The organism is Micromonospora sp. WMMD1102 (assembly GCF_029626265.1).
Taxonomy (GTDB): domain Bacteria; phylum Actinomycetota; class Actinomycetes; order Mycobacteriales; family Micromonosporaceae; genus Plantactinospora.
Window position 1 is genome coordinate 5,047,622 of the sequence record NZ_JARUBN010000001.1, and the last position, 23,098, is coordinate 5,070,719.

General features: G+C 71.2%; 15 protein-coding genes and 2 CRISPR repeat arrays. Of the genes, 6 read left to right on the forward strand and 9 right to left on the reverse strand.

The features are described 5' to 3' along the window. Positions 1-2: 2 nt before the first annotated feature. The 3 genes from cas3 to O7626_RS22610 form a co-directional block, all read right to left on the reverse strand. Entirely contained in the window at positions 3-2,306 is a 2,304-nt protein-coding gene (cas3, locus tag O7626_RS22600) for a CRISPR-associated helicase Cas3' (protein WP_278063111.1), read from the reverse strand. Positions 2,307-3,255: 949 nt separating this feature from the next. Then, positions 3,256-3,507: a hypothetical protein gene (locus O7626_RS22605; RefSeq protein ID WP_278063112.1), complete on the reverse strand. Its 252-nt coding sequence runs from the start codon at positions 3,505-3,507 to the stop codon at positions 3,256-3,258. Positions 3,508-3,530: 23 nt separating this feature from the next. Next, positions 3,531-4,005: direct repeats of the CRISPR family, unit length 31 nt; unit sequence ATCCTCACCCGGTCCGAGGACCGGGTGCAGC. A 443-nt stretch (positions 4,006-4,448) separates the two neighbouring features. Then, a CRISPR array of direct repeats spans positions 4,449-5,456; the repeat unit is 37 nt; unit sequence GTTGCGATCCTCACCCGGTCCGAGGACCGGGTGCAGC. A 154-nt stretch (positions 5,457-5,610) separates the two neighbouring features. Beyond that, positions 5,611-5,829 carry a winged helix-turn-helix domain-containing protein gene (locus O7626_RS22610; RefSeq protein WP_278063113.1) on the reverse strand — a complete coding sequence of 73 codons (219 nt, stop codon included), beginning with the start codon at positions 5,827-5,829 and terminating at the stop codon, positions 5,611-5,613. Positions 5,830-6,102: 273 nt separating this feature from the next. On the opposite strand from O7626_RS22610, the gene O7626_RS22615 reads away from it, so the two are divergent. Next, a complete protein-coding gene (locus O7626_RS22615) occupies positions 6,103-7,071 on the forward strand; it encodes a hypothetical protein (protein ID WP_278063114.1) in 969 nt (322 codons plus the stop codon). A 491-nt stretch (positions 7,072-7,562) separates the two neighbouring features. Here the strand turns inward: O7626_RS22615 and O7626_RS22620 are convergent, their stop codons facing one another. Next, positions 7,563-8,618 (reverse strand): hypothetical protein, encoded by a 1,056-nt coding sequence (locus O7626_RS22620; RefSeq protein ID WP_278063115.1) that lies wholly within the window; start codon positions 8,616-8,618, stop codon positions 7,563-7,565. 1 nt (position 8,619) lies between these two features. After that, a complete protein-coding gene (locus O7626_RS22625) occupies positions 8,620-11,178 on the reverse strand; it encodes an FtsK/SpoIIIE domain-containing protein (protein WP_278063116.1) in 2,559 nt (852 codons plus the stop codon). A 322-nt stretch (positions 11,179-11,500) separates the two neighbouring features. Here O7626_RS22625 and O7626_RS22630 point away from each other — a divergent pair, with 322 nt between their 5' ends. Beyond that, positions 11,501-12,523 (forward strand): patatin-like phospholipase family protein, encoded by a 1,023-nt coding sequence (locus tag O7626_RS22630; RefSeq protein WP_278063117.1) that lies wholly within the window; start codon positions 11,501-11,503, stop codon positions 12,521-12,523. Here O7626_RS22630 and O7626_RS22635 read toward each other — a convergent pair. The 3 genes from O7626_RS22635 to O7626_RS22645 form a co-directional block, all read right to left on the reverse strand. After that, entirely contained in the window at positions 12,456-15,056 is a 2,601-nt protein-coding gene (locus O7626_RS22635) for a hypothetical protein (RefSeq protein WP_278063118.1), read from the reverse strand. The genes O7626_RS22630 and O7626_RS22635 overlap by 68 nt on opposite strands. A 219-nt stretch (positions 15,057-15,275) precedes the next feature. Continuing rightward, complete coding sequence (locus O7626_RS22640) at positions 15,276-16,433, reverse strand: glycosyltransferase (protein ID WP_278063119.1); 1,158 nt, start codon at positions 16,431-16,433, stop codon at positions 15,276-15,278. Next, on the reverse strand, positions 16,430-17,401 hold the full coding sequence (locus tag O7626_RS22645) for a glucosyl-3-phosphoglycerate synthase (protein WP_278066266.1): 972 nt from the start codon (positions 17,399-17,401) through the stop codon (positions 16,430-16,432). The genes O7626_RS22640 and O7626_RS22645 overlap by 4 nt, the downstream gene beginning before the upstream one ends. 336 nt (positions 17,402-17,737) lie before the next feature. On the opposite strand from O7626_RS22645, the gene O7626_RS22650 reads away from it, so the two are divergent. The 3 genes from O7626_RS22650 (at position 17,738) to O7626_RS22660 (ending at position 20,766) form a co-directional block, all read left to right on the forward strand. Next, positions 17,738-18,769: a Gfo/Idh/MocA family oxidoreductase gene (locus O7626_RS22650; RefSeq protein WP_278063120.1), complete on the forward strand. Its 1,032-nt coding sequence runs from the start codon at positions 17,738-17,740 to the stop codon at positions 18,767-18,769. Then, positions 18,762-19,856 (forward strand): zinc-binding alcohol dehydrogenase, encoded by a 1,095-nt coding sequence (locus O7626_RS22655; RefSeq protein WP_278063121.1) that lies wholly within the window; start codon positions 18,762-18,764, stop codon positions 19,854-19,856. The genes O7626_RS22650 and O7626_RS22655 overlap by 8 nt, the downstream gene beginning before the upstream one ends. Before the next feature lie 259 nt (positions 19,857-20,115). Then, a complete protein-coding gene (locus tag O7626_RS22660) occupies positions 20,116-20,766 on the forward strand; it encodes a class I SAM-dependent methyltransferase family protein (RefSeq protein ID WP_278063122.1) in 651 nt (216 codons plus the stop codon). Between the two features lie 15 nt (positions 20,767-20,781). On the opposite strand, the gene O7626_RS22665 is transcribed toward O7626_RS22660, so the two are convergent. After that, positions 20,782-22,359, reverse strand: a complete 1,578-nt coding sequence (locus O7626_RS22665; protein WP_278063123.1) for an alpha-L-fucosidase — start codon at positions 22,357-22,359, stop codon at positions 20,782-20,784. 95 nt (positions 22,360-22,454) lie between these two features. Here O7626_RS22665 and O7626_RS22670 point away from each other — a divergent pair, with 95 nt between their 5' ends. Next, positions 22,455-23,060 (forward strand): TetR/AcrR family transcriptional regulator, encoded by a 606-nt coding sequence (locus O7626_RS22670; RefSeq protein ID WP_278063124.1) that lies wholly within the window; start codon positions 22,455-22,457, stop codon positions 23,058-23,060. Positions 23,061-23,098 lie beyond the last annotated feature (38 nt).

Below are 23,098 nucleotides of genomic sequence, written 5' to 3' on the forward strand. Positions count from 1 at the left end.
TGTCACAGAACGAACTCCTCGATATCCGGATCGAAGCTGATCCCGGTCGCCTCGTCGTAGCGGCCGAACCACTCGACGAGGGCACCGACCCGCACCTGGTCGCCGAGGATCGGACGCATCCAGGCCGTGACCGCCGCGTTGCGCAGCCCCCCGGGATGCACGGTCGTGGTGTACGGCTGGAGCCGTCGCAGGTCTCGCAGGTCGGGCACCGGCGCGGTGCGGACGCGTTCGACGAGGTCCGCGATCTCGGCGCGTTCCTCAGACGTTTCGGCTCCCTGCGGGGTGACGACGGAGACGCCCTCGTCGCGGATCAGTCGGAACGCCTTGTCCCGGTCACGCTGCTGACCGCCGCCGTCCCGCAGCGGCCCGTCGGTGACCGTCTCGAACTTCCACTCGCTGCGGGCCTGCTGGATGCGCTGGCCGATGTGGCGGGCGTCGGCAAGGTTGAGGGCCTTGTAGACCTGTTGGTAGTACCGGATGAGCGCCTCCGGGTCGTCCGGGTCGGCCTTGTCCGGCCCGAACAGCCCTTCCGCCACCCCGATGAGCGGCCGATAAGACCTGGGGTGGCCGCCGTCGGAAGGGGCGAAGACGACGACCCGGCCCCGCTCGATCCGCCCTTCCCGGTTGGCCCGGCCGCCGGCCTGGAGCAGTGAGTCGGCCGGCGCCATCGCCCGGAACACCAGCGGGAAGTCCAGATCGACGCCGGCTTCGACGAGCTGGGTCGCGGCCAGGAGCACCGGCTCACCCGCCTTGAGCCGCCTGGTCACGATGTCCAACACCCGATGCCGGTGCGCCGGGCACATCCGCGTGGACAGGTGCCGGGCCAGCTCGCCATGGCCGCCTGCCCGCCAGGTCTCGTACACGGTCCTGGCGTTCTCGGTCGTGTTCAGCACCACCATCGCTGCGCCGGCCTCGGCGGACCGGACACTCGACGCCGCCTCCTCGGCAACCTCGGCCAGGGTGGGCGCCGGGTCCAGCCGCCATTCGTAGTCGACGCGGCGCAACCGCTCAGTCAGTGTCGGTATGTCGGAGACGAGGTCGAACCGGTCGAGGTCGGCGAAGGTGGACAGTGCCCAGAAGTCCGGCTGAGTCGCCGAGCAGAGCAGCACGGTCGCGCCGAAGTGCTCGACCAGCAAGCGGAGGCCGTCGAGAATCGGCACCAACATGTCGTGCGGGAGAGCCTGGACCTCGTCCAGCACGATCACCGAGTTGGCGAGACGATGCACCCGACGCATGGCCGAGGGCTTGCGTGCGTAGAGCGATTCGAAGAGCCGGACGAACGTGGTCACCACGAACGGCGCGTCCCAGTTCTCGGCCGCCTGCCGACCCCACGGACCACCGGTCGCCGGATCGTCGAAGTTCACCTGGCTGTGGTGCTCCAGCACTACCGGCTCGGCCTCGGCGCCATTGAGAATCGTGCGATAGACGGCGGCGTTCTGCTCGGTGATCGTCAGGAACGGTACGGCGACGACGACGCGACGCTGGCCATGCAGCGCGGCGTGCCGCAGCGCGAAACCGGCCGAGGCGAACGTCTTGCCTACTCCGGTCGGCGCCGGCAGCCGGAAGATCCCCGGCCTGTGTTCGGCCGCTGCCAGGCAGTCCGCGTACACCTGCTCGCGCAGACCGTCGATCGGAGCCGGCGACCGCTGTGCGAGCAGCTTCGCCCGGCCCTCCTCGAACCGGGCGAACAGCTCGGCGAAGTCGGCGTCCGGACGTATTCGTGGCGCGGGTAACTGGTGGTGATGGGCCTGCGTGTCGAGTACGTCGGCGTCGACGAGGGCGCTGAAGCAGAGCCGGAGTGCCATCTCGCCGACGAGCGTGTCCTGACGCCACAGGTCCGGTATCGCCGCACCCAGCTCCGCCGGCAGGTCGGGCAGCAGTTTGGGTAGGGCCGCCTCGGCCGAGGCCAGGTTCCCCGGCGTTTCGCGCAGCGTCGCCGTCAGCTTGTGCTTGAACGTCGCCGGATCGAGCAGTCCACCGTGGTGCCCGAAGATCCCGAGCGCGAAGGCCCCGAGCCCACGCGCGTACGCGACCCGGGTGCCGAGCGCCTTGTGGTCGATCCCGACCCGATCCCGAGTACCGGCGACTTTGGCCAGTCGGCTCTGCCAGGCGTCCGAAGCCTTGCCGCAGTCGTGCAGCAGGCCGAGCCAGTACGCCAGGTCACCGCCGCCGAAGGGGGTCGCGAAGCGACGCGCGAGGTCGGCGGTGCCCCGAAGGTGATCTTCCAGCGAGTGCCAGACACCGGTCCCAGGCGCAGGGCTGTGCGCCCACCACTGACCCTCATTGGCCACAACCAGTCCCACCATGATCACTCATTGCTCTGAACGACCCGGCTAGTCAGCCAGTCCGGACGCGTAGCGTCAAGCCAAAGCGACCAACTGTCAGATTTCTGCCAGCCCCGCGTGGAGGTCGATGCGATCACCCGGCTCACGCTCAAGATCACGGCGAGCTACGTCTTCCGCCCCTCTTCACTCGTCGCCACCCAGCGAAGAGGAGGTTGAGGGGCATTGGGATCAGCGCGGCGAGCGCGGTCCTCTTGGGACTCGCCGAGAGCACGGCATGCGGGTTGCCCGCCGGCATCAATATCCTCAGAACAACTAATTACACGGGACGGGTGGATACCAGCACCTGGGCACTGCACAGCCTGTAGCACGATCTCTGACGGTTGACTTGATCAAATGACGGCAGGCCCTGGCATGAGCATGTACCGCCTGCGCGCCACGGATCGGAGTAGTGGAGTGATGGACCCAACCACCGCACTGGTTGCCAACATAGCTAACCGAAGACCTGATCTGGTACGGAAACTGTTGCCAGCCGCATTGCCATGGGTCCGATCCCTGCCGGCCGTCGACATCGACACGATGGCTGACGAAGTCGTCCACATGGCGCCAGGGAGCGACACGGTAATGTCGCAACTACTCATCGAATGGCGCCACACCGCCGAGATCCACGCGGACCCCCAACTAAATCGGGCGTTGATGCGACAGCCACTTGCCGACTTCGGCCCGGTACCACGGCCGACCGAGCAGTGATCACTAACCGCCGTACGACCAGAGAACACCTCACGTTTATCCAGCTCAGTCTCGTCTTCACGGCTTGTCTGGTGCGCGTCCAGCCACCCACATACATACTCAGCTGATTTTGCCTCTACGCGGACCAACGCCGACGCATCGTAAACAGACATCGATAGGTTCTGGACCAGGTCGAGGGTTCTCGGGAGTTCTCGGCTGACCTCCACCCCTCGCGCCGACTCCGCTAGTGCCGCAAACGCAGCCAAACCGCCATCGGGTCTGTGTCATATTCGCCGGTTCGATAATCATAATCGATCTCTAGATCGGGCTCAGCGCCTTCAGGTAGATCCTCGATCATGGCGATAACTTGGCGCACAGAATCGTCGAGGCCGGGCGGATTACGGGCGTAGGTGTGGCCACCTGCGAGATCAGAGATGTCGGCGAGCCATGCGCGGGGTTCACGGGTGACGACTACTCGGTAGGTCTTGTCGGTCATCGCATCTACCTCTTCTCAAATTCGTTGCAATCCTCACCCGGTCCGAGGACCGGGTGCAGCCCGGCCGGGGTCCGACCTCGCGGCGACCGCCGCGGCCTATTGCAATCCTCATCCGGTCCGAGGACCGGGTGCAGCGGTGTCGTAGATCGTGTCCGTTCCGTCCTGCTTGTAGTTGCGATCCTCACCCGGTCCGAGGACCGGGTGCAGCTTGACCAGCATCCCGGACGGGTGCGCCCCGTCCTGGTTGCGATCCTCACCCGGTCCGAGGACCGGGTGCAGCCCCGTCGAGCACCAGCGGCAGCAGTTCGGGGGTCTGGTTGCGATCCTCACCCGGTCCGAGGACCGGGTGCAGCTCGTCGGCGCCGACCCGTTCGTGCCGCCAATCGAGTTGTTGCGATCCTCACCCGGTCCGAGGACCGGGTGCAGCGACCGCCCCGGTTGCTGTCCCAGAGCTGGACGGCGTTGCGATCCTCACCCTGTCCGAGGACCGGGTGCAGCCGCCGGATGGAGATGTTTGTTCTCTCCGGGCCTTTCGGGCCCCACCTCTCCAGCAAGTTCTGGACCCTCCAGCCACGGAATGTGTCCATGTCTCGATGGAAACTCCAGTTCCAGTTGGCTCCACCAGTCCCAGAAGCCGGAACGGTCGTACTTCGGCCGGAGGAGCCCCACCAACCCGCCACCAACCCGCCAACGCCGTGGAGCTGCGCTCCGACCAGCGACGCCTTGGGGCGGCGATTCGGTGGCAAGCCGGTCGAAGACCGGCGCGGCAGCAACTCGGCGCTGAGCGACGCGAACCGGTGGGGCCGCGATAACGCCGCCAGCCATCGACGCCCATGTGGGGCCGCAGGTTTCTGGAATCGACGTGGCGGGTCCAGGAATCGATGGAGCAGTGGGGCCCGAACAAGTCGGCGAGAACAGATGTTGGCGTTGGGCGCGATGACGTTGCGATCCTCACCCGGTCCGAGGACCGGGTGCAGCGGGTTGCCCGTTCGGGACCGGCGACACCTTGAGTGAGGTTGCGATCCTCACCCGGTCCGAGGACCGGGTGCAGCTTGACCAGCATCCCGGACGGGTGCGCCCCGTCCTGGTTGCGATCCTCACCCGGTCCGAGGACCGGGTGCAGCTCATGTACGTGTGCGCCGGGTCGCCGGGCGGGGCGAGGTTGCGATCCTCACCCGGTCCGAGGACCGGGTGCAGCAGACGTCATACTGCTTGCACAGCTCACTCGTGGACGGGTTGCGATCCTCACCCGGTCCGAGGACCGGGTGCAGCGCGGGGCAACAGTTTCTCGCCGAGCACCGGTACGCCCCGTTGCGATCCTCACCCGGTCCGAGGACCGGGTGCAGCGCGCCGACCCGGTGATCCCCAGCGAGATCCGTCCCCACGTCGTTGCGATCCTCACCCGGTCCGAGGACCGGGTGCAGCCTCGTCGGCCAGGTACGCCCACGCTTCCCGCGCGGTGTCGTTGCGATCCTCACCCGGTCCGAGGACCGGGTGCAGCCATGGGTCGGCGTCGTCGTCGCCTACCTCGTTCAGGGGTTGCGATCCTCACCCGGTCCGAGGACCGGGTGCAGCCGGAGCGGACAGCGCGTCGAGTGCCCCCTCGGTGCCCTTGTTGCGATCCTCACCCGGTCCGAGGACCGGGTGCAGCACACGCGGCTCGTCCGGCAACACCCGCTCCACCCGGAGTTGCGATCCTCACCCGGTCCGAGGACCGGGTGCAGCACCCAGGTCCACAAGCTCGGCGAGCGACTCATTGCCGGAGTTGCGATCCTCACCCGGTCCGAGGACCGGGTGCAGCGTCCGCATCGCCACCGGAGGAGATCCCCATCCCACAGGTTGCGATCCTCACCCGGTCCGAGGACCGGGTGCAGCTCAAGCGCGTCGCCGCCCCCGTGCCGACCCCGGACGAGTTGCGATCCTCACCCGGTCCGAGGACCGGGTGCAGCGGCTCATGACCTGCGAGGATGCCACACAGCATAGACCCTGCCTCAATTTGCCATCACCTATGCCCCATTAGGCCCGAAAAATCGCCTAGGAACCTCACGCTTAAGTCGGGGCCACTTGGGGTTCCTAGATCGACTTCGACGACGGGGCGAGCACTCAGGACTCGGTGACGAACACCCCGACGCCATGCACACCCTCGACCAAACCCTGCGTCTGTAGCACCAGGATCGCCTGCCGCACGACCCCTGCGGACACGCCGTACTCATTACGGAGCTGGGCGGTGGATGGCAGCTGGGCACCGGAGGCAAGCTCGCCAGACTCGATCTTTGCTCGAATCTCGTCGGCGATGCGCTCCCACTTCGGTTTGGCGGGCATTGGCGGTCTCCCTGGTCAGCACCGCCATTTGATCACACCGCACTTTCCTAGACAAGTAAGGACTACTCTGACGTTGGCTTTACTAGACTAGTATGACAAAGTTCTCGTTGATCGGTTCCCTGGTCAGCACCCTTGGGGCCGGTCGTCCCGCACAGAGCCCGGCCGGCCCACTCTCCCGGTCGGCCGGGTGCCCCCACCTGTCCCCGCACACCCGCCAGCTATCCCCCACCGGGAGGCAGCAATGCACCCAACCCCAGCCCCGGAGACGACCCCGTGACCGCCCTCTCCCAGTCGGCGTACGCGACCTTCGCCCGTACCCGGATGGACGAGGCGCGGCGGGCAGTGCTCGGGCACAACGTCTGCGCGTACACCGGGGTCTGTCTCGGGTGTGGGCGGCCCGGCCCCTGCCCGACCCTGCTCGCCGCCCGGCGGACCCTGGCCCACCACTCCCAGCGGACGGTCAACCAGCGGCCCCACCACTACGGCGACCCCGGCCACCGCCAGCTACCGATGCCGACCGAGGACGTAAGCACGCCGCCACCGGCCGAGGAGCTGCGCACCGCCTGCCTGGCCGTCCAGTCCGCGCTCGATCGGGCCGACCGCCAGATCACCGAGACAGACGATCCACTATCTACCGCCGCCCTGACTCGCTGGCACGACGCCCTCACCGACGCCTGGACCGCCCTCAGCCTGGTTCACTCCGGCATCGCCGAGGCCCGCCGACTGCCCGGCAGTGTCCCGCCGAGCACACAACAGCGAGTGGACGCCTTGGCGGCGGCCCGGACGGACGCGGACAGGGCCACGGTCGCCGTCGGACGGGTCCGGCGGCAGCTCGCCGCCGCCGAGGACCGGCTGCGCCGGACCAGCACCGACGCCCCGGCCCGGGTCGCCGCCGACCGGTGGCGCACCGCCGCCGCCCGGCTCGACCTGGTCGCCGCCCGGCTGGCGCTCGGAGCCAGGGCCGTCGACCGGTACGCCGCCGCGCTCACCGGCGCCACCCAGCCGCCACCCCACCCCGCGACCCGACGGACGAGCCGGCCGACGACGACTCCCGCCGCCACCGCCGGGACGATCGCCGCCAGCGCCGGGACGATCGCCGCCAACGCCGAGACGATCGCGGCCGGGGCATGGGCGGCCGGGGCCGTGCTGCTGCGGGTGCACCCGTGGGCCGGCTGGCGCGGCCTCCTGGCCCGGGTACGCCAACACAGCCAACTCGACCGTGGACGGAGCCTGCTGTGCTGAGCCGGTACGCCGCCCCGCTCCGCGATCTCGTCGTCGGCCGGCCGCGCGACTACCAGCACCGGATCGACCGGTTCGACGAGCCGGACTGGCGGCGGTACGGCCTGCTCGTCGACACCGCGTTCCGGCTCGCCGTCAACCGGCGGTTCCGGCCGGGCGGCCAGGATCGGGCCCCGGTGATCCGGTTCGTGGCGAGCGTCCGGGAGCGCTACGACCACACCGGCTACGACCTCGATCCGAGGCTTGCCGAGTCGCTGCTCTGGGCCACCCTGGCCGGCGAGCCGACGCCGGACCCGCTGCGTGCCCGGACGCACACCACTCAGACGCTCCTGCTGGTCGCCCTGCTCGATGACGAGGGCCTTTCCCGCGCCGAGCTGGACCGCTTCCTCACCGACGCCGAAGGCACCCCCGACGCCAAGGCCCAGACCGACACCGACACCGACACCGACCCGAGAGGCGAGCCCGGCACGGGCGACACCTCGCCAGCAGGACCCTCAGACCAGGTAGTAGCCGAAGAAGGCCACCGGAGGGGCGAGGAAGCAGATCAGGAAGCCGAGCCTGGCGTACCGGGCGGGACGGCCGACGATCATCCTCGGCTTGCCCCAGATGCCGAGCGTCAGATAGCCGAGGAAGAAGGCCATCGTCGGCAGGCCGGCGCAGCTCCACGAGAAGAGCGCGAAGGTGCCGCTGTCCAGGCCCTTGTTCCGGGTCACCTCGGCGACGGTGAGCAGGATCCAGATGATCACCGTCAGCACGCTGGCACAGATCAGATAGACAGTCGTCGCCCGAGCCAGCGGTGACATCGCCGGAAAGAGCGGCGCCTGCTGGGCCATCGTCTCGGTCTGCACGATCATCACGTCGGCGCCGTCGGCCGACTGCCGGGCCAGGTCCAGCTCGCGCAACGGATCGACCGGCGGGGCCGGTGGCATCCCGGGCGCCGCGCCGGAGACCGGCCCGACGCCGGCCGGCGTCGCGTCGGCGGGCAGCCGGGGGCCGGGGACCGCGCCGGAGGCCGGGGTCGCCGGCAGCGCACGCCGCGCCGGACCGGCCGGCAGTTCCGGGTACGCCGCACCGCCGCTCGCCGGATCCGCCCCACTCCCCTGCTCGCCGGCTCCCGGGCCGGCGGGGTTGTCGAGCCCGGTCGGCCGGTAGACATGCCTCTGCACCCCGGACGGCCCTTCCGGCGTGGGCGACGATCCATGAGGGGGCGGCGGAGGCGGCGACTCCTGGTCCGGCCCGCCGTACTGGACCGGCACGGCAGCGTGCCCGGGTGCTCCGGCCGGCGGCGCAAATCCGGGCGCCGGAGGCGGAGGCGGTGCTGGCAGCGGCGGCCCGGACTGCGGGGCGGCGGCCGGCGGGATCGACTTGCCGATCATCTGGCCGAGTGCGGTCAACCGCTGCTGCTGCACCCCGAGCCGCTGGTCGAGCCGGTCGGCGACCACCCCGGCACTCCCCCGCGCCTCGGCGAGCTGCGCGGCGGTCCGCTCGGCACCGCGCCGCAGCTCGTGCAGGTGCCGGGCCAGGGCCGCGTACTCGGCGAAGCTCGCCACCTCAGCTCCCCTCCTCGTCGTCGTGCTCGTGCCCAGCCTGGACGAACGGCACGATCAGGCGTACCCGCTGGTCGTGGCGGTCGACGAGCAGGGCCCGGTTCGACCTCGGGGTGTAGGCGAGGTCGGTGACGCCGAGATACATCCCCAGCTCGCCACCTGGCACGTTCAGCGCCACCAGGCAGGCGATGTCGTCCCGGTTGCTCGACCCGCCGATGTCGTCGGAGAGCCGGCGCAGCCCGCGCCACCAGCCGAGCAGGTGCACCCCGTACGCGGGGCCCTGCCGGAGCATCGCCTGGAGGTCGTCCAGCCCGGACTTGAACTGCTCGTCCCGGGCGCCGAGGATGCCGCTGGCGCCGTCCATGCCGTACCCGACCAGGAAGGTCCGGGGCGCGGTCGGCCCGTCCGCCGGCTGGCTGGCGAGTTTGCGCAGCTCCTCGCGGAGCCCGGCGGCGTCGAGCCGGTCGACCGGATGGCCGGCGCCGGTCAGTTCGGCGATCGTCTGCTCGGCGATCTCGTCGGCGACCGCGACCAGCGGGGCGACCAGGAACCGGGCGCTGCCCGGGGCGTGCTGCCGGGCCAGGCTGACCGTGGCGGCGTGCAGCACGCTCGCCCCGACCGGCGAGGTGCCGACCACCCCGAGGTGCCGGCCGGGCGTCGCGTCCAGCGCGAACATCGCCGAGGTCAGGTCCACGTCGACGGTACGCCCGACCAGCGCCAACGGCCGCCGTCCACCCGGGACCAGTCCCCGGTATGTCGGGTCGTCCTCGACGTGCACCGACTCGTACCCCTTGAACACCGCAGGTGGCCGAGAGCCGGGCCGGCGGGCCTGCCACAGCTCGTGCCGCAGCTGGGCCACCTCGGCGCCGCTGGCGTGCGCGTCCGGGAACCCGACCACCGTGTTCGCGGCGGCCAGCCCGGCGGACGGGTTCACGATCGCCGAGCCGATCGGCAGCGCTCCGGCAGCGTCGTTGAGGTGGTCCAGCACTCCGCCGCCGCCAGGCAGGGCTATCCGGAGCGGGAACTGCCCGAAGATCGAGTCGTTCTTTCCGTAGAGCGCCTCGATCCCGGACATGCTCTGGCTGGCCAGCACCAGGTGGATGCCGTAGGAGCGACCCTTGCGGGCCAGCTCCTCAAGCAGCGCCACCGCCTCCCGGGCCACCGCGTCGTTGCCGGCGAAGAGGACGTGGAACTCGTCGATCACCGCCACGATCCGGGGTACCGGTCTGCCGGTGTCCCGGGGCAGGTCGGCGAGTTTCGTCACGCCGTGCCGCTTCAGCGCCGACGCCCGCCGGTTCAGCTCCCGGCGCAGTTCGCGCAGCACGGCGACGCCGTACTCCCGGTCGGACTCGATGCCTACCGCGCGGGCGTGCGGGATCCAGCTCGGATCGCGGCCGGTCGGCACGAACTCGGTGAAGCTGACGCCCTCCTTGAAGTCGAGCAGATAGAGCGACAGCTCGTCCGGCGAGTAGCGGGCGGCGAGTCCGTAGAGGACGTCGAGCAGGAAGACGGTCTTGCCGGAGCCGGTCCGGCCGCCGACCAGCCAGTGCGGGGTCTGGTCGTCGAAGGCGCAGATCACCGGCTCCCGCCCGGCCCGGCCGACGATCGCGCGCAGCCCGTTGCCGGACGACTCCGCCCAGGGGCGGGCCGGCAGCAGGTCGGTGAACTCGAAACTCGACTCCCGGCGGTAGATCTCGCCGAGCCGGTCGGCCAGCGCCGCGACCGCGCCGGCCGGCGGCTCGCCGTCCAGGCGTACCGGGGCGGCCAGGCCGGTGCCGTCCGAGCTGAAGGGATGGCCGGGCGGGTCGCCGATCCAGGCGTACCCCTGCGGGTCGAGCCGGACCTGTGTGGTGCCGCCGAGCGGCGGCGGGGCGAGCCCGGCGCTCCGGGGCGGATAGCCGGCGGCGAGTACGCAGATCCCGGCGGTCGGGCCGGCGTGCGTGAGCGCGGCGAGTCGCCCCAGCTCCCGACCCCCGTCCGGCAGCGAGGCGGCGACCAGGAGCAGGAGTTCCGGCGTACCCGAGGTGGCGGCCTGCTGGGCGGCCCGGGCGTGTCGTTCGGCGGCGTCGAGCACGGCGGAGATCTCTGCCTCGGTAGTGGCCGGCGGCGGCATCGCGCCGGCCTCGACGAGCACCCCCAGCGGCAGGAAGGTGGCGCCGAGCGCGGCACTGTCCAATCCGGCTACCCGGACCGAGCCGGGTGGCGCGGCGGCGAGCAGCCGGACCACCAGGGTACGCAGCAGCGCCGCGACCCGGCCGTCCCGGGCGTCGGTGTCGACCGCCAGGTGGGTGCCGCCGCTGAGTGGTACCACGGCCGGGAAGTCACCGTGCACAGTGCTCGCCACGCCGAGCCGCATCGGCAGCGGGCCGGCGAAGAACCGGGCCGGCTCGGGTTCGGCGCTTATCGCCCCGCCGACCCGGTGCAGCCGGGCCACGATGTCGGCGGTCTCGCCGCTGTCCGGCGGCGGCTGTAGTCGGGCCAGCCCGTGCCGGGCCGCGTCCAGGTGTGCCCGGGCCTGCCGGTGGGCGGCCACCGCCCGCCCGAATGTGGCTGCGAGTCCCACCCTGCCCTGCCCCCAACCGCTCGGGTACGCGTATTCACCGGAACACTAACCGAAGCGGGCGCGGGAACGTACCAGGCGGGGCTGACCGGCGGCCCGACGGGACAGCCCCGGCGCCGGGCAGCCGGATGGAGATCCGAAAGGGATCATGATCTGTTCTGGTCCGCACGGACAGGCGGACGCTGCCGAACGTCCATTGACGGGTCAAGATGACTGTGGAACCGTGACTACGTCAATGCCTCCTCCGAGTTTCCTGGAGCACGAATTGGCGACCGGGCAGATGATCGACCAGGCTCCTGCCGGGCGTTGGGTCGAAAATCATCCCGTGCTGGAGGCGCTCCGCCAGCGCCGCGCCACCGACTCCAGACCCGGTGACCGGAAAGACCCGTGGAAGATCGGGCTCGCCGTCGAGGGCGGCGGTATGCGCGGCATCGTCTCCGCCGCGATGCTCACCGCCATCGAGGATCTCGGCTTCCACTACGCTTTCGACGACGTCTACGCGGCGTCGTCTGGAGCCATCAACTCCGCCTATTTTTTGGCGACCAATACGTGGTATCCGCTCTCCATCTACTACGACGACCTCGCCTGTCGCAAGTTCGTCGATTTCCGCCGGGTCTTCACCGGTCGACCGATCCTCGACATGGAGTACGCGTTCGAGAACGTCGTCGAGGTGATCAAACCGCTGGACTTCTCCGCGGTCCTCGCCGCACCGATCCGTTTCCACGTCTCGGTGACTCTCGTCGACGAACTGCGCACCCTCGACGTCAGCGACTTCGAGAGCCGTGCCGACCTGAAGGCGGCGCTGCGGGCCAGTGCCTGGCTTCCGGTGGCGGTGCCCGGCACCGCGATCTGGCGCGGGCAGCGCGCGGTCGACGGCGGTGTGCTGACCGCCTTCCCGTTCCGGCTGGCGGTCCGGGACGGCTGCACGCACGTCCTCTCGCTGAGCACCCGACCGATGAGCCTGCCGCAGCGGCGGCACTCGATCACCCAACGGTTCGCCGCGTCTCGGATCAACCGGCTGCGGTCCGGGCTGGGCGACGGATATCTGCGCGCCGTACGGGAGGGCTGGCAGGACCGCCGGGACCTACAGCACCAGATGACCCACCCGGAGGACGACCCGGCCATCCTGGACCTCGCGCCGCTGCCCTGGATGCGGCAGGTGCAGCGGCACGAACTCGACCTCGCGAAGCTGCTCGCCGGTGCCCGCACCGCCTACGGCGTGATGTACTGCGCCCTGAACGGCGTCTCGCCGGACCGGATCCGGGACAACACGCTGCGGATCATCCCCAGGCTGACGGCTGTCGAGCACGTGGTGCCGCTGGGCCCGTCGAGCGGGCTGTCCCAGTGACATTCCCAGCAGTGCCCGCCGCCGCCCGCTCGGAGGCGAGGAAGGCCCTGGCCAGACCGCTGCGGATCGCCGGGGCATCGATGCCGCACTTCACGACGTAAAAGATCCCGATGTTGGACACCCCGAGCATCAGCGCGTACGGCCGGCCGTCGAGGTCGCCCTGGAAGATGAAGTAGGCCAGCGGCCAGACCATCAGCAGGAAGACGAACATCGACGGGGTCCACCTGCTGAACATCTTGAGCCCCGTGATGTCCCGGAAGTCGGGCGGGACGACGGACGAGGAGCCGCTCTCCCGGGCGTCCCGCACCGTCCGGTTCGCGAACGACGACACGGTCGCGTTGAGCCCCAGTTGCATGGTGAGCCCGATCGCCGTGCAGATCGGCCACCACAGCGGGTGCCCGAGGTTCGGCGGCAGCACCACCAGGATCCACCAGAAGGCGAAGAGCCTGATCCAGAACTCGGCGGCCCAGGCGTGCAGCCGACGAAGCGGCGGAAGCCGGCTGCTGCCGTACGCCGCGCTGAGTCCGGCGAAGATGTTCTGGTAGTGCCGCACGTTCACCAGGGCGAACGTTCCGGCGACGATCCGGGCGTCCAGGTTGCGCACCCCGGGCGGGCCGAGGGTGTCCAGTAGCCACCGCTGGCCACCCGCCAACAGTTCGGTGCCGGCGGTCCAGCCGAGGAGTTCGGTGCCGCGCCGGGCCAGCTCGACGACCCCCGGAGTGGGATCGACCCCGAAGTCGCGGCTGACCTGCACCAACAGCACCAGGAAGACGAGCGCCCAGCAGGCCCCGCACAGCGCCGACCAGTAGAGCAGCATCGCGGCCCGGCGGTTGTTCCGGCCCGCCCGCCGCGACAGTCGCCGGAGCGCCGACGCCGGAAGCCGCCCGACCCGGATGAACCCGGGATCGGACGGATCGGTGCTGACCGGCGGGTCCCCGGCGCGGGTTTCGCCGGTGCCGAGCGACGGGTCCGCGGCGCCGGTTTCGCCGGTGCCGTCCGGCCGGGCCGCCGCCTCCGCCTCGCACCACTGCCGGAGCAGCTGCCGCTGCTGCATCCGTACCCGGCGGATCCGCCGCTGCCGCGCGGTCGTCCGGGCGGTCGGCGACGCCAGGTCGAAGAGCCCCCGCAGGGTGACCCGCTCCTCGCCGAGCAGCCCCGCCCGGTCCGCGACCGTCACCGCCTGGAGTTCCATCGCGAACGCGGTGCCGAGTTCGGCGTACGTCCAGGTGGTGTCGCCGTAGAGCAGCAGTCGCCGGGCGGGGTCCCGCTCGACGAGGTCCTCGACGAACCTCGCCAGCAGCGGCGTGCGGACGTAGAAGGCGTCCGGCACCGCCGACCCGTGCGTCGCGTCCGCTCCACCGATGGCGATCAGCAGCCGACCCAGCGAGTAGAGGTCGGCCCGAGCGGGATCGACAACCGCGGTGCGCTGCTTCATCTCCGGGGCGACGTAACCCGCTTCCCGGCCCTCCAGCGCGCCGATCGTCCGACTGTAGAGATGGTTGCGGCCGAGGTCGATGAGCACGGCCTTGAGCCCGCTGCCGTAGCCCTGGTCCCTGGTGATGATGATGTTCGACGGGGTCAGGTCCTGGTGGGTGAGGCCCAGTTTCTGGATCTCGGCGAGCGCCCGGAACAGTGGCGGCGCGAGGTCGCAGAGGGCGTCGAGGCGCAGCACCGCGGGTCTGCGCTTCCCGGTCCGCGGGTTGAACCGCGCCTGCGGCACGGTGCGGCCGAGGCGGGCCGTCATCTCCTCCTCCAGGGTGCGGCCCTCGACCAGCTCCATCGCCACCCAGGCCCGGGTGCTGGCGTAGATCTCCGGCAGGTGCGCGGAAGGCCCCGGCCCGGAGGCCGGCGCCTCGTCCCCGGCGTCGTCAGCCGAGCCCCGGAATCCGTAGCGCTCGACGTACGTCTCGGTGGCGGCGGCGATCGCCGCGATCTGGGTGTACGGCGGCAGCACGCACTTGAGCGCGATCCTGGCCCGGCGCCCCTGCCGGTCCTTCCACGGGCCCCGCAGGATGAACGAGGTGGTGCCGAACCGGAGCAGCCGCATCCGCGAGAAATCGATCTCTGCCCACACCTCGGCCGGGTCGGGTACGCCGGCCCGGTGGCCGCGGTTCGCGAGACCGTAGACGATCGCCAGCGCGCGGAGTATCCGGGCGTCCTCGAACAATGCGGCGACCTCGGCCTCGACCGCTGCCGCGGTGCCGTCGACCGCCGCTTCCGGACCGCCGCCCCGGCGCCGATCGAATTCGTGCGCGATGATCAGGGCACTCAGCAGCAGACCGATCAGCCCGACGCTCTCCTCGGACCGGCCAGGGAGTCCGGAATAGATACTCCGGAGTGTTTCGATCGCGTCCTGCCGGCTCCGCCGGAACGCACCCTCGAACGCATCGTGCTCGACGGCCGCTCTGGCCATCAACTCCCAGATATTCTCCGGATCGAGGGGCACGCCGAGCAAATCCCGGACAACCTCCTCGGGCGGAAGGTTGCGATTGATCGACAGGAGGTCGTCCAGGAGCTGCTTCGGCGGCGTCAACCGATCTTGATATTGTCCCTCGTCCACGGCGGTGTCCCCTGCCTCTGCCGCAGGCAATTGATACGTGCCCCTACGTCGTCGCAGAGAATATTGCAGAACCGGGCTGGCGGGGCAAACGCCGCGACCGCTTTCCGTCCGATCGGCTGCCGGTCACGAAAAAATGTCGACAGGACAATCGCACTTCACGGCACACCGGTCAGGCCGGCACGGCCATACCGGTCAGGCCGGCACGGCCACCTCGGACAGTGCCCGGACCCGGTCGTAGAGGGCCAGATAGGACCGGGCCATCACCTCCGGGGTGAACCGCCGGGCGGCCTCGGTCTGGCAGCGGCGCGGGTCGATCCGGTCCGCGTCCAGGACGAGCCCGGCCAGTTCCTCCTCGTCGTCGGTGAGCAGACCCGTCCCACCATGCTGGACCAGCTCCGGCAGGCAGCCCTTGGCCAGCCCGACGACCGGGGTGCCGAGGGCGAGTGACTCGACCACCGCCGTACCGCCGGGCTCGGCCCAGCGCAGCGGGAAGAGCGAGGCGCGGGCGGTGGCGACCAGGTCGTCGCGTTCCCGGCCGGCGACGGTGCCGATCCAGCGCACCCGTACCCCGTCGACGTGCGGGGCGACCCGCTCCCGCCAGAACTGGACGTCCGGGTTGGCCGCCGCCACCGGATCGTGCTCGGCGGCGGCCAGGTCGGCCGGCTGCCGGTACGGGCCGACCGGACCGGCGAGGACCAGGTCGAAACCGGCCCGGTGCGCCAGCCGGGCGGCGAGATCCTGCCCCTTGCCCGGGTTGATCCGGCCGAGCACCACGACGTGCCGGCCCTTGTCGGCGGGGCGGCACCGGTCCACGCCGACGGCCAGCGGGGTGGCCAGGTGCACGTGCCCGACCGAGTGTGCGCGCAGCGCCTCCGGAGCGCGGGCCAGCTGCGAGGCGGAGACGCCGTTCACGCGGACCCGGTCGGCGCCGTCGAAGCTGCCGTACAACTCGGGATGCTTGGCCAGGTCCCAGTGCAGGGTGTGCAGCACCGGCGGGGCGTCCCGGCCGAGCGCGGCCAGGGTGGCCAGGCCGGCCGCCTCGACGTGGTCGTGCACCAGGTCGATGTCGTCGCGCTGCCGCAGCGTGCGTACCACCGCGTGCAGGTGGCTCTGCACCACCCCGCACGCCTGGTTGTACGGCCGTTGCAGGCTGCCGAACTGTCCGTCGGCGAAGACCGCCAGCCGCTCGTCGACCGGCAGTTCACTGCTGCCGACGGTGGCCAGCACCACCCGTACGCCGAGCCGGCGCAGCTCGGGTACGAGGGTGGCGATCACGTTCTCGATCCCGCCGTACCCGTTCGGCGGCACCGGCAGCCAGGGGCCGGCGTTCACCAGCACGGTGAGGCTCATCCGGCGGCCACCGCCCCGCTCGGGACGGCACCGGCCAGCGCCAGCCGACGGGCCCGGTTCCGGGCCATCCTGGTACGCGGGGAGAGGCTGGCCAGCGGTGGCCGTTCGGCGACCGACACGTCGGTGACGACGATCTCCCGGTCCAGGTTCGGCAGTGCGTCGTCGCCACCCCGGCGGAACTGGGTGAGCGCGGCGGCCGGCGGCACCGGTTCGGCGACCAGCCCGCGCCGGTGCAGCCGGGACCAGACGGTGTAGAGGATCTGCGCCGACATCCGGCCCAGCGCCTCGGTGTCCTGGTGCCGGTGGAACCGCTCGCCGAGGTCGACCTGGGCCAGCGCGTCCAGCCCGACCAGGTCCAGTAGGTCGACGAGCATGGCGATCTCGACGCCGTACCCGGAGACGAACGGGATCTGTTCGAGGATCTCGCGGCGGCCGGCGTACTCCCCGGCGAGCGGCTGGACGAAGCCGGCCAGTTCCGGCCAGAACATGCTGATCAGCGGCCGGGCCATCAGCTCGGTCACCCGCCCGCCGCCGTCCGGTTCGACGCCCCCGGGCCCGACCAGCGGCCGGTGGTAGAAGCCCTTGACGAACGCGACGGTCGGGTCGGCGAGCAGCGGCCCGACCAGCCCGGTGACGAACCGGGGCGAGAAGCGGCGCAGGTCGGCGTCGACGAACGCGACGACGTCGCCGGTGGCGGCGGCCAGGCCGGACCAGAGCGCGTCGCCCTTGCCGTCCAGCCGGGGCAGCCCGCGGGTCATCTCGTCCTGGCTCACCACCCGGGCCCCGGCGGCGGTGGCCAGCGCCGCGGTCGCGTCGGTGGAGCGGGAGTCGACGACGATCAGCTCGTCGATCACCGGGGCCTTCTCCATCAGGTGCCGACGCAGCGTGCCGACGATCGCACCGACCGTGGCCTCCTCGTTGCGGGCCGGCAACACCACGCTGACCCGCTGCTCCCCCTTGACCTTCAGCAGCCGGCGCGGCGTCCAGCCGGCCGAGTCTCCGGTACGGTACGTAGTCCAGGCTTCTACGACCGGTGGAACGGTCGGTTCTGTTTGCCGTCGCACGGGCACCCCCCAATTTCGTGATCCGCAGCGCCGGCCGAACCTTTTCCTCCGGCGGTCCGGGCAAACCCGAGGCCGGCTAACAGCTTGATCTCCAATTGGCGGCCTACGTGCACCGTCGCGGTGAACGGTTCGTTTCGGGCGTCGTTCGCAGGGCTGTGCAGCAGCGTTCCTGCCCTGCGATGTTTCCGGCCGGCGCCGGCCGGAGAAGGCGTAGGTTCGAATCGAGGGAGGGACCGGACGATGCGGATCTGCCGGATGGGGTTGGTCGGTGCGGGCGGTGTCGCGCAGCGGCACGCACGGGTGCTGTCGGGCTTCGACGACGTGCAGCTCGTCGGGGTCACCGACGTGCTGCCGGAGGCGGCGACCCGGCTGGCCGACTCGACCGGGGCTCGGGTCTTTCCCGACGTCGCGGCGCTGCTCTCGGCGGACCTGGACGCGGTCTACGTCTGCGTGCCGCCGTTCGCGCACGGCGCCGCCGAGGAGGCGGTACTCGACGCCGGGCTGGCCCTCTTCGTGGAGAAGCCGCTCGCGCTCGACCGGGAGACCGCGTCCCGGATCAACCGGCTCGCCGGGCAGCGGGGCGTCGTGACCGCGGTCGGGCACTTCTGGCGCTACCTCGCGGCGGTCGAACAGGCCCGGCACCTGCTCGCCGACCGGCCGGTCCGGCTGGTCGCCGGTGCCTGGCTGGACAAGGTGCCGCCGGTCGGCTGGTGGCCGCGGCGGGACCGGTCCGGCGGCCCGGTCGTGGAGCAGGCCAGCCACGTCCTCGACCTGGCCCGTCATCTCGTCGGTGAGGTGTCCGAGGTCTGGGCGGTCGGCAACGGCACGCCGCCGGAGGTGGCCGGCGCGGACGTGGACGGCGCGACCGCCGCCACGCTGCGGTTCGCGACCGGCGCGGTGGGCACGCTCACCACCACCTGCACGCTGGGCTGGAAGCACCGGGCCGGTCTGGAGGTGTACGCCGACGGCCTGGCCCTGTCGGTCGGCGAGGACGGCCTGCTGGTCCGGGACACCGACGGCGAACACCGGATCCCCGGCGACCTGGAGCAGGGCCGGACGGCGGTGGACCGCGCCTTCGTCGACGCGGTCCGGGGCATCGGCGACGACGTCCGGGGGCCCTATCCGGAGGCGCTCCGGACCCACCTGCTGGCGCTGGCGGTCGCCGAGTCCGCCGCGACCGGCCAGCCGGTCCGGGTGCCGTCGCCGGAGCCGGAACCAGCGCCGGCGCCGGAACCGAGCCAGGAGTCGGAGCCGGAGCCGGCGCGTGGCTGAGCGGGAGCGCAACCTGGTGGTCACCGGCCCGCACGAGGTGGCGTTCCGGGAGGAGGAGCCGGAGCCGCTGACCGACGGCACGTTCCGGGTCGAGACACTGTTCAGCGGGATCTCCGCCGGCACCGAGCTGAGCTACGTCAAGGGCACCAACCCGTACCTCTCGGCCGGCTGGGACGGCACGCTCGGGCTCTTCGTCGAGGGCGCACCGGGTACGCCGTACCCGGTGACCCGGCTCGGTTACATGGAGGTCGGCCGGGTGGTCCGGAGCCGCACCCCGGCGGTCCCCGAGGGCGGACTCGTGGCGATGACGTACGGGCACCGTTCGGCGTACCGGGGCGACCCGCTGCGCGACCGGGTGGTGCCGGTGCCGGAGGAGCTGGATCCGCTGCTCGGGATCTACGCGGCGCACATGGGGCCGATCTGCGCCAACGGTCTGCTGCACGCCGCCGCCGACCTGTACGGCAACGGCGTGCGGGACCTCGGCGACGGGGTACGGGGGCGCCGGGTGGCGGTGACCGGGGCGGGTGTGGTGGCGCTGCTGACCGCCCTCTTCGCCCGGCGGGCCGGTGCCGCCTCGGTGGTCGTACTCGATCCGACGCCGCAGCGGCGGGCGGTGGCCGAGGCGCTCGGCCTGGAGACGCTCGACCCGACCGCGGACGATCCGGCCGTGGTGTTGAAGACGCGCTGGCGGCACACGGCCGACGACCGGGGTGCCGACGTCGTCTTCCAGTGTCGTGGGCAGGCGTCGGCGCTGCATCTGGCGCTGCGGCTGCTCCGCCCGCAGGGCACCGTCGTCGACCTCGCCTTCTACCAGGGCGGCGCCGACCTGGTGCGGCTCGGTGAGGAGTTCCACCACAACGGGCTGTCGCTGCGCTGCGCGCAGATCGGCCGGGTGCCGCGCGGGCTGGCCCCCACCTGGGACCGCGACCGCCTGTCGGCGGAGACGATCGTCCTGCTCCGCGAGTACGGCGACCTGGTACGCAAGCACCTCGTCTCGGCGGTGGTCCCGTTCGAGCAGGCGCCCGCGCTGCTGACCGAGCTGGCCGACGGCCGCCGCCACGAGGTCCAGGCAGTCCTCGCCGCCTGAACGGTCCTCGCCGCCTGAACGGTGCTGTGCCACGCGGCGGCGGCGACGACCTGTGCCGGTGGAATGGTCGGGGCGTCGGATCGGCGCGCCCTGGCCCTCTCGGGGCCGGGGGGCGGTGTCTGATGCGCAGACTGTCGAGCTGGGCGCACGAACGGGGCAGCTCGACAGCCTCCACACCGGACCGTCCCTCGGCGGGCGGCTACCGGTGGTCGACATCGCCACATACCCTTCCGGGCCGTCAGGTCGTTACCCTGCCGGCATGGCTGTTGAGGGGACGAACGAGCGCGACTGGCACCGCTGGCACGACGACTACACCGACCCGACCTCGCCGCTGAGTCGGCGGCTGGCGACAGTCCAGGCGCGGATCCGGGAGTTTCTCGACGCCGCCGCCCCCGGCCCGGTCCGGGTGGTGAGCGTCTGCGCGGGGCAGGGCCGGGACCTGCTGGACGTGCTGGCCGCGCATCCCCGGCGGGCGGACGTGACCGCGCGACTTGTCGAACTGGACCCGCGCAACGCCCGGGCCGCCGCCGACGCGGCCCGAGCGGCGGGCCTGGACGGCGTCGAGGTGGTGGTCGGGGACGCCGCCGTCGTCGACCGGTACGCCGGGCTGGTGCCGGCCGATCTCGTGCTGGTCTGCGGCGTCTTCGGCAACGTCACCGACGAGGACGTCCGGCGCACGGTCGGGTACTGCGCCCAGCTCTGCGCGACCGGCGGCACGGTGGTCTGGACCCGGCACCGTCGGGAGCCGGACCTGGTGCCCCGGGTCTGCGAGTGGTTCGCTGCCGAGGGCTTCGAACCGGGCTGGCTCTCCCCGCCGGAGGCCGGCTTCGGGGTGGGCACGCACCGGTTCACGGGTACGCCCCGACCGCTGGACCGGGGCGGCCGGATGTTCACCTTCGTCGACCGCTGAGCGCCCCTCGGCCGGTCAGGTGGGGCTGACCTGGACCGCTGGGAAGGGATCGTCCGGACCGGGCGGCCGGGTGAAGCCGAGCACCGTGTCCGCGCCCTCGGCGGTGAGCGTGACGGTGCTGCCGTCGGCGAGCAGCCGGCCGGCCCCGGAGAGTTGGACTCCGGTGAGCCGGACCCGGTCGGTGCGGACCGGTTCGTCGAGGATGACGTTGACGCTTCCGTCCGGGGCGGCGGTGAAGTGTGCGCCGTCGGTCTCGGCCCGGGTCCAGGGCCGGGTGTCGTAGACCGCCGCGCCGTTGCGGTCCAGCCACCGGCCGAAGCCGTCCAGCCGGCTGAGCTGTTCCGGCGGTATAGTGCCCTCGCCGCCGGCCGGGCCGACGTTGAGCAGCAGGTTTCCGTTCTTGGCCAGCGCGTCGACGAAATCCGGCAGCAGGGTGCCGGTGAAGGAGGCGTAGTCGCCGTCCGTCTCGTTGCGGTTGAAGCCGTACGAGTTGCCGATGCCTCTTGTCATCTCCCACTTCTTCGCCTGCACGGTGTCGTAGCTGGTGTATTCCGGGGTGGTGAAGTCGCTGTGCGGCACGGCCGGCGGCTTGACGTTGTCGACGAACTCGGGATCGTCGGCGATCGCCCACTTCATCACCTGGTCGAAGCCGGCCCGGCCGAGTCGGGTTCCCATCAGCCAGCGCCACAGCGAGTCGGTCTGCCAGCGGTCGTTGAGCACGCCGTCCGGCACGGTGTTGTAGTAGTCGGCGAAGAGGCTGAACAGCCGTCGCTGCCCGGTCGGCCAGGAGATGTCGTTCCAGAGCAGGTCGGGCCGGTATCTGCTGACAAGTTCCCGGACCTGGGCGTCCGCGTAGTCGGCGTAGCCGTCGCCGTAGCCGGCGTAGGTGTAGTCGCCGAGGGTGCGTACGACGTCGCGTTGGAAGGTCCAGTCCACGCCGCCGGAGTAGTAGAGCCCGAAGCGCATGCCGTGGGTGCGTACGGCGGCGGCGAGTTCCCCGACGATGTCACGCTCGCTGTGCCAGCCGGGGCGGTGCGGGTTGGTGACCTCGGTCGGCCAGAGCGGGTAGCCGTCGTGGTACTTGGCGACAAGTACGACGTACCGGGCGCCGGAGTCGCGGAACGTCCTGGCCCAGGTCTGCGGGTCCCACCGCTTCAGTCCCTCGTCGAAGGCGGCTTTGAAGTCCTCGTACGGCAGGTCTCCGTAGGTGGCCCGGTGATGATCTGCCGTCGGAGTCCCCGGGACCCGCATCGCGTTGTGATAGTCCTCCGCGTACGGATGCACGAGCATCGCCCGGTCGTAGTCGGTGCGCAGCACGTCGGCGAAGTTGCCGGTCGGGGCGAAGCCCGGCACCGAGAACAGTCCCCAGTGGATGAAGATGCCGAACTTCGCGTCGGAGAACCAGTCGGGCACGGGATGGGCGTTCAGGGATTCCCGCGTCGCCTGGTACGGCCCGTCGGTGGTCATCCGGGCCTTCCGGTCGTCCCGCCAGGCGTAGATCTTGGCCGCGAGCGGCGGTGTGGCCGCCAGGAGCGCCAGCACGGCCAGCACCACAAGCAGTTTCCGGCGATGTCGGCGGAAGAAGCCTCGCATCGCGCACCTCCCCAGTAGCAATACAAATGTATGGCCAAGCATGGCAGCGGCGCCGGGGGTTTGCAAGTCAACTGTATTGCGCAGAGAATCGACACATGCCGAGGAAGGTCGATCACGAGCAGCGTCGTCGCCGCATCGCGCAGGCGGTCTGGGCCATCGTCGCGCTACGCGGTCTGGAGGCGGTGAGCCTGCGCGACGTCGCCGCCGAAGCGGGCGTCTCACTCGGCCAGGTGCAGCACTACTTCAAGACCAAGGACCAGGTCCTCCGGTACGCCGGCCAGCGCCTCGTCGAGCTGGCCGGCGAGGAGCTGCGGCGAAGTCTCGCGGCCCGCCCGGAGCCGCCGTCCCCACGCGCCACCATCCGGGCCGTGGCCGAGCAGACGGTACCGGCGACACCCGAACGCCGGGCCGGGGCCGCAGTCTGGTACGCCTTCGTCACCCGCGCCGTCACCGCGCCGGAACTCGCCGCTCTGATCGCGGACGCGTGGGCCGGCACGCATGCCCTGATCAGCGACGAGCTGCGCGCGGCGCAGCAGGTGGGCGAGTTGGACGGTCGACTGGACCCGGCCGGACTGGCCGCCACCCTGCAAACCGTCATCGACGGCCTCGTCCCGCAGGTTCTGGTCGGCTACCGCACCCCCGCCGAGGCCCTCTCCGTGGTCGACCACCACCTCGACCTGCTCTTCGGCCCGGCCCGCTGACCAGAGCCGGCCCGGACCAGAGCCGGACGGCTGAGCGG